General features: G+C 66.1%; 11 protein-coding genes. 5 read left to right on the forward strand and 6 right to left on the reverse strand.

Going from position 1 to position 14,795, the window contains the following annotated elements; genetic code table 11:
- Window positions 1-138 precede the first annotated feature (138 nt).
- Genes SR3_RS12085 through SR3_RS12095 form a run of 3 tightly spaced genes read right to left on the reverse strand, consistent with a single transcriptional unit; the run spans window position 139 to window position 3,640 of the window.
- The gene (locus SR3_RS12085; protein WP_068085956.1) at window positions 139-1,599 is read right to left on the reverse strand and encodes an NAD-dependent succinate-semialdehyde dehydrogenase; all 1,461 of its coding nucleotides are present in this window, start codon (window positions 1,597-1,599) and stop codon (window positions 139-141) included.
- A gap of 24 nt (window positions 1,600-1,623) precedes the next feature.
- Window positions 1,624-2,106 (reverse strand): flavin reductase family protein, encoded by a 483-nt coding sequence (locus SR3_RS12090; protein WP_068085958.1) that lies wholly within the window; start codon window positions 2,104-2,106, stop codon window positions 1,624-1,626.
- Between the two features lie 28 nt (window positions 2,107-2,134).
- Complete coding sequence (locus SR3_RS12095) at window positions 2,135-3,640, reverse strand: aldehyde dehydrogenase family protein (RefSeq protein ID WP_407668164.1); 1,506 nt, start codon at window positions 3,638-3,640, stop codon at window positions 2,135-2,137.
- Window positions 3,641-3,877: 237 nt separating this feature from the next.
- Between SR3_RS12095 and SR3_RS12100 the strand changes: the two genes are divergently transcribed.
- From SR3_RS12100 to SR3_RS12120, 5 genes are all read left to right on the forward strand, one after another.
- The gene (locus tag SR3_RS12100; protein ID WP_068086071.1) at window positions 3,878-5,926 is read left to right on the forward strand and encodes a hydantoinase/oxoprolinase family protein; all 2,049 of its coding nucleotides are present in this window, start codon (window positions 3,878-3,880) and stop codon (window positions 5,924-5,926) included.
- Between the two features lie 13 nt (window positions 5,927-5,939).
- Window positions 5,940-7,829 carry a hydantoinase B/oxoprolinase family protein gene (locus SR3_RS12105; RefSeq protein WP_068085965.1) on the forward strand — a complete coding sequence of 630 codons (1,890 nt, stop codon included), beginning with the start codon at window positions 5,940-5,942 and terminating at the stop codon, window positions 7,827-7,829.
- An 87-nt stretch (window positions 7,830-7,916) separates the two neighbouring features.
- Entirely contained in the window at window positions 7,917-8,777 is an 861-nt protein-coding gene (locus SR3_RS12110) for an isocitrate lyase/PEP mutase family protein (RefSeq protein WP_068085968.1), read from the forward strand.
- Between the two features lie 5 nt (window positions 8,778-8,782).
- Window positions 8,783-9,928, forward strand: a complete 1,146-nt coding sequence (locus SR3_RS12115) for a zinc-binding dehydrogenase (RefSeq protein WP_068086074.1) — start codon at window positions 8,783-8,785, stop codon at window positions 9,926-9,928.
- Between the two features lie 309 nt (window positions 9,929-10,237).
- Complete coding sequence (locus SR3_RS12120) at window positions 10,238-11,023, forward strand: IclR family transcriptional regulator (RefSeq protein ID WP_068085971.1); 786 nt, start codon at window positions 10,238-10,240, stop codon at window positions 11,021-11,023.
- 98 nt (window positions 11,024-11,121) lie between these two features.
- On the opposite strand, the gene SR3_RS12125 is transcribed toward SR3_RS12120, so the two are convergent.
- Genes SR3_RS12125 through SR3_RS12135 form a run of 3 tightly spaced genes read right to left on the reverse strand, consistent with a single transcriptional unit; the run spans window position 11,122 to window position 14,626 of the window.
- Window positions 11,122-12,624 (reverse strand): aldehyde dehydrogenase family protein, encoded by a 1,503-nt coding sequence (locus SR3_RS12125; RefSeq protein WP_068085974.1) that lies wholly within the window; start codon window positions 12,622-12,624, stop codon window positions 11,122-11,124.
- The gene (locus SR3_RS12130; RefSeq protein WP_068085977.1) at window positions 12,621-13,772 is read right to left on the reverse strand and encodes an FAD-dependent monooxygenase; all 1,152 of its coding nucleotides are present in this window, start codon (window positions 13,770-13,772) and stop codon (window positions 12,621-12,623) included. Before SR3_RS12130 ends, SR3_RS12125 begins: the two co-directional genes overlap by 4 nt.
- Window positions 13,769-14,626: a polysaccharide deacetylase family protein gene (locus tag SR3_RS12135; RefSeq protein ID WP_245653887.1), complete on the reverse strand. Its 858-nt coding sequence runs from the start codon at window positions 14,624-14,626 to the stop codon at window positions 13,769-13,771. The genes SR3_RS12130 and SR3_RS12135 overlap by 4 nt, the downstream gene beginning before the upstream one ends.
- Between the last annotated feature and the right edge of the window lie 169 nt (window positions 14,627-14,795).

The following is a 14,795-nucleotide window of genomic DNA, read 5'->3' on the forward strand; positions in this document are numbered from 1 at the left end:
GACAACACACCCTCGACCGACCGCCAAAGGCATCATGCTAGGACTCAGGCGCTGGCCCCCGGGTCATCCATGGCGGTCTGTCCGGCTGGCGGTCAGGGCCCGGGAACACCCGCGCCGCCAAGGCCGCCGCCCACGGTCTTACAGCCCCAGGCTGACATATTTCAGGGTGAGGAATTCCTCGATCCCCTGACGTGCCCCTTCGCGACCGATCCCGCTGTCCTTCACCCCGCCAAAGGGCGCGACCTCGGTGGTGATCAGCCCTTCATTGAGGCCGACCATCCCCGTCTCCAACGCCCGCGAGACCCGGAAGGCCCGCGCCAGATCCCGCGTGTAGACATAGGCCGCCAGCCCATAGGGCGTGGCATTGGCCCGCGTCACCGCATCCTGCTCCTGCGTGAAACGGAACAGGGCCGCCACCGGACCGAAGGTTTCCTCACGGGCGATCAGCATCTCGTCGCTCGCCTCCGCGATGACCGTGGGCTCATACCATGTGCCGCCGGGGACATGCCGGCGCCCGCCCGCCATCAACGTGCCGCCCCTGGCCAGCGCATCGGCGACATGGGCCTCCACCTTCGCCACGGCAGCCTCATTGATCAGCGGCCCTTGCTCCACGCCGGGTTCAAGCCCGTTGCCCGGCTTCATCGCGGCCGCCCGCTCGGTCAGGCGCCTGGCGAAGGCATCATAGATGCCGTCCTGCACGTAGAAACGGTTGGTGCAGACGCAGGTCTGCCCCGCATTGCGATATTTGGCGGCGATGGCCCCCTCCACCGCGCGGTCCAGATCGGCATCGTCAAAGACGATGAAAGGCGCATTGCCGCCCAGCTCCATCGAGAGCTTCTTCATCGTCTCGCCGGACTGCTGATAGAGCAGCTTGCCCACCCGCGTCGAACCCGTGAAGGTCAGCTTGCGGACCAGCGGATTGGCGGTCAGCTCGCCGCCGATGGCCGCTGCATCGCCAGTCACCACATTGACCACGCCCGCCGGAACGCCCGCCTTCTCGGCCAGCACCGCCCAGACCAGCCCGCAATAGGGCGTCAGTTCGGACGGCTTGACCACCACGGTGCATCCGGCGGCCAGCGCCGGAGCCACCTTGCGCGACAGCATCGAGAAAGGGAAATTCCACGGCGAAATCGCGGCGACAACGCCCACCGGCTCCTTCGTCACCAGAATCTGACGGTCTTTCCACGGGGAGGGAATGATCTCGCCATTGGTGCGGCGCGCCTCCTCGGCGAACCACTGGACATAGGCGGCGCCCTGCAGCACCTCACCGCGCGCCTCGGCCAGCGGCTTGCCCTGTTCGAGCGTCAGCATCGCCGCCAGCAGATCGGCATGCTCACGGATCAGCCCGGCCATGCGCGAGAGGGCCTCGGCCCGCTCGGCAGCCAGCGTCATCGACCATGCGCCGAAGGCCGCCTGCGCCGCAGCGATGGCCGCGCGCGTGTCCGCCGCGCCGCCCCAGGCAATGGTGCCGATGCTCTCGCCAGTGGCGGGGTTGAGGACGGGGTAGCGCTCGCCGCTCGCCGCCTCGGGCCATGCACCGCCGATGGCATGGGTTTCGCGCAGCCAGCCCTCGGCCCGCAAGGTGGTCAAATGGTCCATCGTGATATGTCCTTGTGGAAATGCTCAGCCCAGCGGGGCGAAACCGCCATAACGGCCCTTGTGAAACAGCATCGGCGCGCCATCGCGGCGCACCGCCATGCCCAGAGCCTGCCCCAGCACGAAGTGATGGTCGCCCGCCTCATGCACCCAGGCGATGCGGCAGGCGATGGTCACCAGCGCCTCGTCGAGCAGCGGCACCCCATGCTCACCGACATGCCAGTCCACCCCGGCCATGCGATCGGCCTTGCCCGCCAGCTGGCGGCACAGATCGCCGTGGTTCGCGCCCAGCACATTGACGCCGAAATGGCCGGTTGCCTCGATCAGCGGCCATGTGGTCGATGTTTTGCCGGGCAGAAACCCCACCAGCGGCGGATCGAGGCTGACCGAGGTGAAGCTGCCCACCACCATGGTGTGGGGCGCATCCTCCCCGGTCGCGGTGATCACCGCGACGCCGGTGGGGTAATGGCCCAGCACCTGACGGAAGAGGGCCGGATCGATGGTGGTCACAGGTGGATCTCCGCGGGCAGGCCGGGGATCAGACGACGGCGCATACGGTCTTCCATTCCAGATAATTGTCCATGGCCTGCTTGCCGCTGTCACGCCCCCAGCCCGAGGCCTTGACGCCGCCGATCGGCAGGCTGGCGTCATACATGGCATGGCAGTTGATCCACACCGTGCCCGCGCGGATGTCGGCGGCCATGCGGTGGGCGTTGCTCAGGCTTTCGGTCCAGATGCTGGAGGCGAGACCGAAGGGGCTGTCATTGGCCGCCGCGATCACCTCTTCCACCTCGTCAAAAGGCTGGGCGACCAGCACCGGGCCGAAGACCTCCTCGCGCACCACTTCCATATCCGCCCGCACATCGGTCAGCACGGTGGGGGTGATGAAGGTGCCCGCCTCGCCGGTGCGCTGCCCGCCGGTCAGGATGGTGGCGCCCTCGTTTCTGGCGCGGGTGACGAAACCCTCCACCCGCTCGGCATGGCGCAGCGAGACCACCGGGCCCATCTGCGTGTCGGGCAGCAGGCCATGGCCCAGCTTCAGGCTTTTGGCATAGGCCGCCACGCCCTCGACCACCTGATCGTGGATCGAGCGATGCACATAAAGCCGCGAGCCCGCGATGCACACCTGCCCGGCGTTGAAGAAGATGGCATTGGCCACGCCGGGGATCGCCAGATCGAGATCGGCATCGGGCATCACGATGGAGGGGCTCTTGCCGCCCAGCTCCAGCGTCACGCGCTTGAAATTGGTCTTGGCGGCGTCCAGCACCGCGCGGCCCGTGGCGGTGGAGCCGGTGAAGGCGATCTTGTCGACCTGCGGATGGGCGGCCAGCGTGGCGCCCGTCTCGGCGCCGAAACCGGTCACCACATTCAGCACACCGGCGGGCAGACCGGCCTCGGCCATGATCTCGGCCAGGCGCAGCGCGGTCAGCGAGGTGTCCTCGGCGGGTTTGAGCACCAGCGTGCAGCCTGCCGCCAGCGCGGGGGCCAGCTTCATCGCCGTGAGCACCAGCGGCGAGTTCCACGGCACGATGGCCGCCACCACGCCCACGGCCTCGCGCACCGTCCATGTGCGCATCTGCTTGCCTGCGGGCTGATAGTTGATCGAGCTTTCGAGCGTGTTGCCCTCGATGTTCATCGCCTGCCCGGCAAAGAAGCGGAACTGGTTGGCGGCGCCCGGAATCTCCGCCCAGCGGCCCACGAACAGCGGCTTGCCCTGATCGAGCGTTTCCAGCTGCGCCAGATCATCGATGTTGGCCTCGATCAGCTCGGCGATCTTCCAGAGGATCTGCGCGCGCTGCACCGGCACCGTCGCGCGCCAGCCGGGCAGGGCGGCGGCGGCGGCAGCCACCGCCTGATCCACATCCGCCGCGCTGGCCTGAGCGATGCGCCCGGTTTCCAGCCCGGTCGCCGGGTCCAGCGTGGCAAAGCTGCGCGCGCCCTCCGCCTCGCGCCAGTCGCCCGCGATCAGCAGGCCCTGCCCTTGTGCGCGGCGGGCCAGAAAGGCCTGATTGGCGGGAGAAAGATCGGAAAGGGTGAAACTCACAGGCATATCCTTTTCATCGCTCGCCCCGGTGTGCCCCTGTGCGGGCCACTATGACCATTTCCGCCCGCCAAAAAACCGCTGGGCGGATAAGGGGCGCCAAGCCCCACGCGCTTGTGGCGGATCAGGATAGCCATTGTCCATTGCCGAGGCGGGATCGCCCGCTCGGCCTTTTGACCACTTTCCATGCCTGCCCGCGCCTGGCGCCGGATCGGCTGGAGCGATTCGTCCGGGGATACCATGAGCTACAGATTGGGTGTTGATGTCGGCGGTACCTTTACCGACCTGCTGCTGCTGGACCAGACAAGCGGTGCCTTCTGGCGCCACAAGACCCCCTCCACCCCGCATGACAGTTCCGAAGGCATCCTCAATGGCGTGACGGCGATCTGCGGCAAGGCGGGCGTCACCCCGGCGGATGTGGAATTCTTCCTGCATGGCACCACCGTGGCCACCAATGCCGTGCTGGAGGGCAAGGGCGCGCGCGTCGGCCTCATCACCAGCCAGGGCTATCGCCAGATCATGCAGATCGCGCGCAGCTTTGTGCCGGGCGGTCTGGCCGGCTGGATCGTGTGGCCCAAGCCCGAGCCGCTGGCCGCGCTGGAAGACACCCATGAGATCGCCGGGCGCATGGACGCGCAGGGCAAGGAAATCGCCGCCATCGACGAGGACGGCATCCGCAAGGCGCTGACCGCCCTGCGCGACAGCGGCGTGGAAGCGCTGACCGTCAGCCTGATCAACGCCTATCTCAATGGCGCGCATGAGGCCCGCGTGGGTGAACTCGCCGCCGAGATCATGCCGAACATCCCCATCTCGCTCAGCCATGAGGTGCTGCCCGAGATGCAGGAGTATGAGCGCACCCTCACCACCGTCGCCAATGCCAGCGTGCGCCCGGTGGTGGGCAAATATGTCCGCAATCTGCGCGACCGGCTGCGCGGCAATGGCATGGCCGGATCGCTTTCGCTGCTGCGCTCGGATGGCGGGCTGATGTCGTCCGAGAAATCCGAGGAGCATCCCGTCAGCCTGCTGATGAGCGGCCCGGCGGGCGGCGTCACCGGCGCGATCTGGGTGGGGCGCAATGCGGGGATCAAAAACATCCTGACGCTGGATGTGGGTGGCACCAGCACCGACGTTGCGCTGATCGAGAACCTTGAGGCGCGCCGCCAGCGCACCACCGAGGTCGGCCACCTGCAGGTCCGCGCTTCGGCGCTCGATGTGAAGACCGTGGGCGCGGGCGGTGGCTCCATCGCCTATGTGCCAGAGTTGACCAAGGCGCTGCGCGTGGGGCCCCAGTCGGCGGGCGCGGTGCCGGGGCCGGTGGCCTATGGCAAGGGCGGCACGCTGCCCACCGTGACCGATGCCAATGTGGTGCTGGGCTATCTGCCCGAGAACCTGCTGGGCGGCACCTTCCAGCTCGACCGCGAGGGCGCCAAGAAGGCGGTGCAGACCATCGCCGACGCTCTGGGCATCGGCCTGATGGAAGCGGCGCGCGGCATCATCGACATTGTGAACGAGAACATGTTCGGCGCGCTGCGCATGATCTCGGTGCAGCAGGGTTATGACCCGCGCGATTTTGCGGTGATGGGCTTTGGCGGCGCCGGGCCGCTGCATGTCAATGCCGTGGCGAAGCTGATGGGCAGCTGGCCCGCCGTCTCGCCGGTCTCGCCGGGCGTGCTCTGCGCTCTGGGCGATGCCACCACCCGCATGCGCACCGAAACCGCGCGCAGCTTCAGTCGCCGCGTGTCCGACACCGACGAGAGCAGCGTGATCGCCGTGCTGGAAGAAATGGCCGCGCAGACCCGCAAGGAACTGCTGGCCGAAGGCGTGGCCGAGGCCGACATCACCTCGCTGTTCGAACTCGATGTGCGTTACGAGGGCCAGGCCTTCGAGGTGCCGCTCTCGATCGATCCCGAAGCCCTGCGCAAGGATGGCCTGAAAGGTGTGACCGCGCGCTTCGATGCCGAGCATCACCGCCTCTTCACCTTCAACATGGACAGCGCGCATGAGCTGGTGAACCTGCGCGCCGTTGCCATGGGCCCGGCGCTCGAACTGGCCGCCCCGGCGCTGGAGCAAGGCGACGGCAACCCGGCCGCCGCGAAAATCCGCGACCATCAGCTGTGGGACAAGGACAAGATGGTCCCCGCCGTGATCTACGACCGCGCCAAATTGCGCGCCGGCGACATTATCCCCGGCCCGGCCATTGTCACCGAGATGGACTCGACCACGCTGATCGAAGCCGATTGCACCGGCACGGTCGACCATGTCGGCAACATCCTGATCCACCTCGCCTGAAGGGAGCAACACCATGCCCGCACAGATCATCCAGGCGAATGACACGCCTTTCGCCCCCGTCACCGTCGATCCCGTCACGCTCGACATCATCGAAAACGCGCTGCGCAACGCCCGCATCGAGATGGACGCCACGCTGGTGCGCACCGCCATGTCGCCCGGCATCCGCGAGCAGGGTGACGCCTTCCCGCTGATCGCCGACCACAAGGGCCGCATGGTCGTGGGCCAGTTCGGCAGCTACATCGGCCCCTTCCTCGACGGCTATGAGGGCACGGTGGAGGAAGGCGACATGATCTTCCTCTCCGACCCCTATTCGGTGGGCGGCGCGATCAGCCATTGCAATGACTGGCTGGTGCTGCTGCCGGTGTTCAAGGACGGGCGCCTGATCGCCTACACCTCGATGTTCGGCCATCAGAGCGACATCGGCGGCATGGTCCCCGGATCGATGCCGATCCATGCCACCAGCATCTTTCAGGAAGGCGTGCGCATTCCGCCGGTGAAGATCTGGAAGCAAGGCGTCTACAATGAGGATCTGATCAAGCTGGTGATGCACCAGTCGCGCACCGCCGACTGGTGCAAGGCCGATCTGAACGCGCTGATCGCCTCCTGCCGCGTCGCCGCCCACCGCATCGAGGAAATGGCCGAGCGTTTCGGCGACGACATGTTCGTGGCCGCCACCGATCTGCTGCTGGAGCGCAACCATCGCGCCATGCAGCAGCTGATCAACAGCTCCATCGGCGAAGACAAGGTCAGCTTCGAGGATTACATCTGCGACGATGGCCTCGGCTACGGCCCCTACAAAATCAAATGCACCATGTGGCGTGAGAATGGCCGCGTGGTGCTGGATTTCGACGGCACCGATCCGCAGTCGCAGGCCTCGATCAACATGCTGCTCAATGAGAACATGATGCGCATGTTCTTCGGCATCTACATGATCATGATCTTCGATCCGCAGATCCTGTTTAACGATGGCTATTACGATCTGATCGATGTGCGCATCCCCGAAGGATCGCTGCTGAAGCCGCGCTTCCCCGCCGCGCTGTCGGGCCGCACCCATGTGTTGGGCCGTCTGTTCGACATTCTGGGTGGCCTGCTGGGGCAGAAGACGCCGGAGTTCCTCAATGCCGCCGGTTTCTCCTCCTCGCCGCATCTGTTTTACGCGGGCACGGACCGGAAGGGCGAGTGGTTCCAGCTCTTCCAGATCGGCTTTGGCGGCATTCCGGGCCGTCCGCTGGGCGACGGGCCCGATGGCCATTCGCTGTTCCCCGGCTTCACCAATGTGCCCAACGAATTCCTCGAACGCTATTTCCCGCTGGTGATCGAGCGCTACGAAACCGTCGCCGACAGCGGCGGCCCGGGCCTGCATCGCGGCGGCAATGGCATCGAGATGGTCTATCGCTTCCTCGAGGACGGCGTGATCGCCATCCATGACGACCGCTGGTTCGTGCCGCCATGGGGCGTCAATGGGGGCCTGCCCGGCGCCCGCGCCCGCAAGGTGCTGGTGAAGGCCGATGGCAGCGAAGTGGTCGTGGGCAACAAGCTGGAGGATTATCCCGTCGAGGCCGGTGACAAGCTGCACTTCATCACCTGGGGCGGCGGCGGCTGGGGCGATGCGCTGGAGCGCGATCCCGCCCTGCTGGCCAAGGAGCTGAAGCAGGGTCTGGTCACGGTTGAGGGCGCGCGCCGCTATGGCGTGGTGCTGGCGGATGGCCCGAACGGCTTTATCGTCGATGCCGCCGCCACCGATGCCCTGCGCGCCAAGATCCGTGCCGAGCGTGGCCCCATCGAAACCTTCAACTTCGGCCCCGATCTCGAAACCCTGCGCGCCAATTGCCTTGCCGAGACCGGTCTGCCCGCGCCCATCGCCCCGCGCTGGGCCGCGCCGCTGGCCGAGGCGGCCGAGTAACCACAGCTTCCGGCGGAGCCCGCCGAGCACCTCACGCCCCCGGCTCTTTCACGCGCCGGGGGCGCTTTTCCCAGAGGACAGATTCCCATGGCCAATCCCATCCTTCGCCAGAAGCTCGCCAGCGGCAAGTTCTTCGTCGTGCCCGGCATTCAGGACATGATTACCGCCGTCATCGCCAACAAGGTCGGCTTCGACATCGTCTATGGCACCGGCTACTGGCTCACCGCCAGCGCCTGGGGCCTGCCCGATGCCGGCATCGCCACCTACACCGAGATGAAGAACCGCATGGAAACGCTGGTGCGCACCAGCGACAGCGCGGTGATCGCGGACGGCGACACCGGCTATGGCGGGCTGCTCAACGTGCATCACACGGTGAAGGGCTATGAGGCGGCGGGCGTCACCTCGATCCAGATCGAGGATCAGGAATTCCCCAAGAAATGCGGCCACACGCCCTTCCGCCGGGTGATCCCGCTCGAGGATATGGTCGAGAAGATCAAGGTGGCCGTGGCCGCGCGCGAAAGCGAGGACTTCCTCGTCATCGCCCGCAGCGACGCGCGCCAGAGCGAGGGCTTCGATGCCACGATGCGCCGCATGGAAGCCTATGACAAGGCCGGCGCCCATGTGCTCTTCCCCGAGGCGCTGGAAAGCGAAGAGGAAATGGCCAAGGCCTGCGCCGCCTTCGACAAGCCGCTGATGGCCAATATGGCCAATGGCGGATCGACCCCGATCCCGCTGGCCAAGGTGCTGGAAGAGATTGGCTATGCCTATGCCATCTATCCCTCGCTCACCTCGCTGGTGGCGGCAACGGCCATGGAAAAGGCCCTGCGCGACCTGAAGGACCATGGCATCGGCGAGCCCGAGGGCATCTTCAACTTCAAGGAGTTCTGCTCGCTGATCGGCTTCGACGAGGTCTGGGCCTTCGAGAAGCAGTGGGCCAAGGGCGCCTGACCGCCATGGCCACCAGCAACAACGCCCTTGGGAACAGCCGCGACATCGCCGCCGCCGTCCTGACGCAGAGCGGCGGCCACGCCGCCCCCTATGCCACCAGCCATCCGCTGGAGGTGAAAACCCTGCAACTGGCCGATCCCAAACCCGGCGAGGTGCTGGTGCGGATCGATGCGGCGGGCCTGTGTCATTCGGACCTCTCGGTTATCAACGGCGACCGGCAGCGCCCGATGCCCATGGCGCTGGGCCATGAGGCGGCAGGCACCGTGCTGGCTTTGGGCGATCCCGAGGAACCGGGCCTGGCCGTGGGCGACCGCGTGGTGCTGGTCTTCCTGCCCAGCTGCGGCCAATGCCCCACCTGCCAGTCGGGCGAGGGTTACCTTTGCGCGAATGGCGCGGCAGCCAATGGCAAGGGCGAGTTGATGCGCGGCGGCACGCGCCTGTCCTGCGATGGCGATCACATCCATCACCATCTGGGCGTCTCGGCCTTTGCCACGCAGGCGGTGGTGGACCGGCGCAGTCTGGTCAAGGTCGATGCCGATATCCCGCCCGAAACCGCCGCGCTCTTCGGCTGCGCGGTGTTGACAGGGGTGGGCGCGGTGATGAACACCGCCGCCGTGCGGCCCGGCGAAAGCGTGCTGATCTATGGCCTTGGCGGCGTGGGTCTGGCCGCTCTGCTGGGCGCGCTGGCGGCGGGGGCGCAGCCGGTCTATGCCGTCGATCCCAGTCCGGAAAAGCGGGCGCTGGCGGTGGAGCTGGGGGCAGCCGCAGCCGTCGCCCCCGGCGATGAGGGCGAGCTGACCGGCACCGATGTCGTGGTGGAAACCGTGGGCAAGGCCGCCGTGCTGGCGCAGGCCTACAAGGCGGCGCGGCGCGGCGGGCGCATCGTGACGGTCGGCCTGCCCAATCCATCGGCAACGCTGGAGATCAACGCCCTCTCGCTGGTGGCCGACGGCAAGACGCTGATGGGCAGCTACATGGGCTCCTCGATCCCCTCGCGCGATATTCCGCGCTACATCGCCCTGTGGCGCGCCGGGCGGCTGCCTGTCGAACGCCTGCTCACCTCCAAGGGCTCGCTGGAAGAGATCAATGAGCTGATGGACAAGCTCGAACGCGGCGAGGCGATCCGTCAGGTGGTGATCCCCGCCTGGTGACGCCAACTATCCGACAGGCGGATAGTTGATTTCTTTTGCCAGCGGCAGAGCGATCTGCTGACACTCTGCGCATGCCGAGCAGAACAAAAACCTGACGGCGGGGATGACTGATTTTGGCGGGTTCGCGCGGGGTTGCGCGCCGGGCCCGCCCGCTGTCTTGCGGGCCGGGCGCCATCGGGCCGCCTCTCCGACAGGCGGTTGTTCCAACAGGATTTTCGGCTCTGCGTCAGATGACGTATCCGCCTGTCGGATAAAAAGGGTGACACTCCCGCTGCCAGCTTCGGCGCTTGGATGCCCAGGGAGAAAGTCATGGAAAAAGGCGTTCCGATTCGTTCGATCACACGGTCCATTGCCGCGCTCAAGGCGATCAACCGCCATGGATCGCTCTCGATGATGGAAATCGCCAAGGCCTCCGAAGTGCCCTATCCCACCGCCTGCCGCATCGTGCAGACGCTGCTCTACGAAGGCCTGATCGAGCAAGAACCGGCCCGCAAGCGCTATCGCGCCACCGCCATGGTGCAGACGCTGGCCACCGGCTTCCAGCATGACGATGAACTGGTGCGCATCGCCCGCCCGCATATCGTGGCGCTGACCAAGAAGGTGGGCTGGCCGCTCTCCATCGCCATCCGCGTGGGGCGCGACATGATGCTGCGCGACAGCACCCATGCCAATTCCTCGCTGACCTTCGAGCATTACTATCCCGGCTTCACCCTGCCCATTCTGGACAGCGCCTCGGGTAAGGTCTCCATGGCCTATGCCCCCGATGACGAGCGCGAGATGATCCTGCGCTTCATGCGCGTGTCGCAGGATATCGACATCAACTATCTCGACACCGCCGAGGTCAGCCTGGATGTCGAGCGCATCCGCGCCAATGGCTATGCGGTGCAGGGGCGCAACCACTACAACCTCACCCCCGGCAAGACCACCTCGATCGCCGTGCCGATCTTCAAGAACGGCCATTACGAGGCGGCGATGACGCTGGCCTTCTTCGTGGCCGCAATGAAGCTCTCCACCGCGCTGGAGCGCTATCTACCCGATCTGCAGGAGACGGCGGCGGCGATCAGCCACGATCTGTCCAACGGCGTGATGCAGTAAGCAAAAGGCCGGGAAGAGGCGATCTTCCCGGCCTTTTTAAAGCATCGTGCGAAACAGTGGGAACCGGTTTTTCGCGAAAACGATGCGGCAACAAAAGCTCAGAGCCGCGCGGTGACGGCCTTGGTTTCCAGATAGGCGTCCAGCCCCTCCTGCCCGAACTCGCGCCCCCAGCCCGACTGGCCGAAGCCGCCGAAGGGGATGTTCGTCCCCACCGCGCCATGGCAGTTGATCGAGACATGGCCCGAACGGATGCGCTTCACCAAGCGGTGCGCGGTGGAAAGATCGCGCGTCCACACGCTGCCCGACAGGCCGAAGGGCGTGGCATTGGCCATGGCGGCAATCGCGTCCAGATCCATGGTGGCAAAGGTCTGGATCGCCATCACCGGGCCGAAGATTTCATCCGTCATCACCGCCATATCGGGGGTGCAATCGGTGAAGATCGTCGGCTCGATGAAATTGCCGGGGCGGTCCAGCTTTTGGCCGCCCGCCACCAGCGTGGCGCCATTGGCCTTGGCCCCCTCGATATAGCCCATCACCTTGGCGGCATGAGCATCCGAAATCATCGGGCCCTGAAAGCTGGCGGGATCGAGGCCGTGCCCCAGCTTCATCGCGGCGACGAAGCCCTTCAACCCCTCGATCAGCGCGTCATGCACAGCCTCATGCACGAAGATGCGCGTCCCGGCCATGCAGTTCTGCCCCTGCAGGAAGAAGGTGGCCAGCGCCACGCCGGGTACCGCCAGCGCCAGATCAGCATCGGGCATCACCACCACCGGGCTCTTGCCACCCAGCTCCAGACTGACCTTTTTCAGATTGCCGGTGGCCGCCACCACGATCTTCTTGCCCGTGGCGGTCGAGCCGGTGAAGCTGATCTTGTCGACATCGGGATGCGCGGCCAGCGCCGCCCCGGCATCGGCCCCGAGCCCATTGACGATGTTGACCACCCCCGCCGGGAAACCGGCATCGACGATCATCTGCCCCAAGGCCAGCACCGACAGCGGCGTTTCCTCCGAGGGTTTCATCACCACCGTGCAGCCCGCCGCCAGCGCGGGCGCCAGCTTCAGGATCGCGGTGGAAAGCGGCACATTCCACGGCACGATCAGCCCGGCCACGCCAACGGGTTCCCGCAGCGTATAGGTCAGTGCTTCGGTTGCGGCGGCGATATGGCGGGGCGGGGCAATGGTGGTGCCCTCGATCCGCATGATGGCCCCGGCGTAATAGTCCACCATCTCCACGCAATTGGCGGTGGTGAGGCCCGCAATAAAGCCCGGCATGCCATTGTCGAGAATGTCGAGCTGGGTCAGCAGCGTGGCCTTGGCCTCCATGATCCGCGCGAGGCGGAACATCAGCGCGGTACGCTCTGCGACAGTCAGGCGGCCCCATGGGCCCTCGAAAGCGGCGCGGGCGGCGGCCACGGCGCGGTCGATCTGCGCCGCGCCACCGATGGCGAAGCAGGCCAGTTCCAGACCGGTGGCAGGGTCTTTGCTGGCCATCTCGCCGCTGCCATCGACCCATTCATTGGCGATCAGCAGGCAGTGCTTCTGCTTGAGAAACGCCTCGGTTTCAGGGGCGATGGCGTGGCCGTCGAAAGGCAGGGCGCTCATACCGGCACCGTACGGCAATCATAGGTGAACAGGCCCAGCGACTCCTCGTCCTTCATCTTCGTAAGACCGAACAGATCGGTGTCCGCCCCCTGCATGCGGTCGGCATTGGCATTGGATTCCGCCTGAATGAAGGTGGCGCGTTCGTGGCGCGCCGCTTCATAGCGCTGCAAGCCTTCGGCCACATCACCCGCCTCCGCCAGAGCGCGGGCCAGCACGACGGCATCCTCGATGGCGCAGGCCGCGCCATGGCCGAGGAACGGCGTCATCGCATGGGCCGCATCGCCCATCAGCGTGACATTGCCGTCCAGCACCCAGCCGGGCAGCGCGCTGCGCGCATTGATCGCCCATTTGTACATAGGGTTGCGGCAGGCCGCCTCGATCAGCAGCTGGGCATCCCCGCACCAGCCCGCATAGGTGGCGCGCACCTCTTCGGGATCGGCCAAAGTGGTCCAGCCTTCCTGGTTCCAGCCGCTCTGGCGGGCGAAGAAGACCAGATTCATCGCCCTGGATTCGCGAATGTTGTAGCGCGTGATCATGCGATCCGGCCCGATGATGATGCCGGGCAGATCGGACAAAGCCTGCAATTCGGGCGTGACCGGCACCAGACAGCGCCAGGCGACATGGCCGGTGAAATGCGGCGGGGTTGTCTCGAAACGCTCGCGGATCACCGATTTGACGCCATCGGCGCCCACCAGCACATCGCCCGTCACCGTGCCGCCATCGGCCAGCGTGACGGTGGTGCCATGGCTGCTCACCGCGCCCGCGCCGCAGCGCAGATCCACGCCCGCATCGCGCGCGGCCTGCGTCAGCAGTTCATGCAGATCGGCGCGGTGGATGGTGACATAGGGCGCGCCATACTTCTGGCGCTGGGTGGAGCGATCCATCTCCACCAGCGTGCGCCCGTCGGACCAATGCTGCAGGCGCTGGCGCACCGGCTCCACCCCGGCGGCGGCGACCTCTTCGCAGACCCCGATAAAATCGAGCCCCTTCATGGCATTGGGCGAAAGCGTCACCCCCGCCCCGATCTCACCGAATTGCGGCGCGCTTTCCAGCAGAGTCACCTTGAACCCCTGCCGGGCGATGGCGGCCGCGGCGGTCATCCCGCCGAGCCCGCCACCGACGATCACGATATGCTCGGATCGGCTCACTTGGGCTGGCTCTGGCCAAGCTGCCCGGGAATGTGGCTTTCGTGATTGGCGAGATACCACTCGGCGATTTCCTCGCGGGTGGCCCACCACACGCCGGGCAGGCTCTTGGCATGCTCGATGAACTCGCGCAGCGCGCGCACGCGATGGGCACGGCCCGAGACATGCGGATGCAGGCCGACATTCATGATCCGGCCCGTCTTCGCGCCCTCGGCATAGAGCACGTCGAGTTCCTCGATCAGCGCGTCGCGGAACTGGTCGGTGGTGAAATTCTTGCGGGTGATGAAGGTGAAATCATTGATCTCGTTGGAATAGGGTACCGAGACGATGGGCCCGTTGGGGGTGCGCAGCATGAAGGGCTGATCGTCATTCATGATGTCGCAGTAGAAGGTGCAGCCATATTCCGCGAGGATGTCCGCCGTCTGCATCGTGCCACGCAGACTGGACGACAGCCAGCCCTTGGACTTGCGGCCGGTGAACTTCTCGAACTGGTCAAGGCTGCGCAGGATGATGTCGCGCTCTTTCTCGGGCTGGTCGTTGAAGCTGGTCAGCAGCTCGCCCTGCTCCCAATTGTGGGTCAGCAGCTCCCAGCCGCGCTCCAGCACGGCATCGGTCATGGCCTTGCGGCGCTCGAAGGTGACGGCGTTGGTGGTGCAGCTGGCCTTCACGCCCAGTTCGTCGAACAGGTCGAACAGGCGCCAGATGCCCACGCGCTGGCCATATTCGCGCCAGGTGTAGTTGGGGAAATCGGGCGTGTTGGCGGGCAGCGAATCCGGCAGGATCGCCGGGCCGCCGGCGTAATAGGGCTTGTCGCTGTCCTTGGTCAGATCCCAGGTTTCCAGGTTGAACGTCAGCATCAGGGCAACGCGCGCGCCATTGGGCCACACAAGGGGCTGGCGCTGCGGCAGAGGGACGTAATCATATTCCATAGGACGACACTCGCTGTTTGTTCGTTCGGGGGGATTCGAACCACATATTCGGCATGGGCGCCCCGCACTCTACGCCATCTCACCGCCCTGCGGACAG

It is taken from the genome of Novosphingobium rosa NBRC 15208 (assembly GCF_001598555.1).
In the GTDB taxonomy this organism is placed as follows: Bacteria; Pseudomonadota; Alphaproteobacteria; order Sphingomonadales; family Sphingomonadaceae; genus Novosphingobium; species Novosphingobium rosa.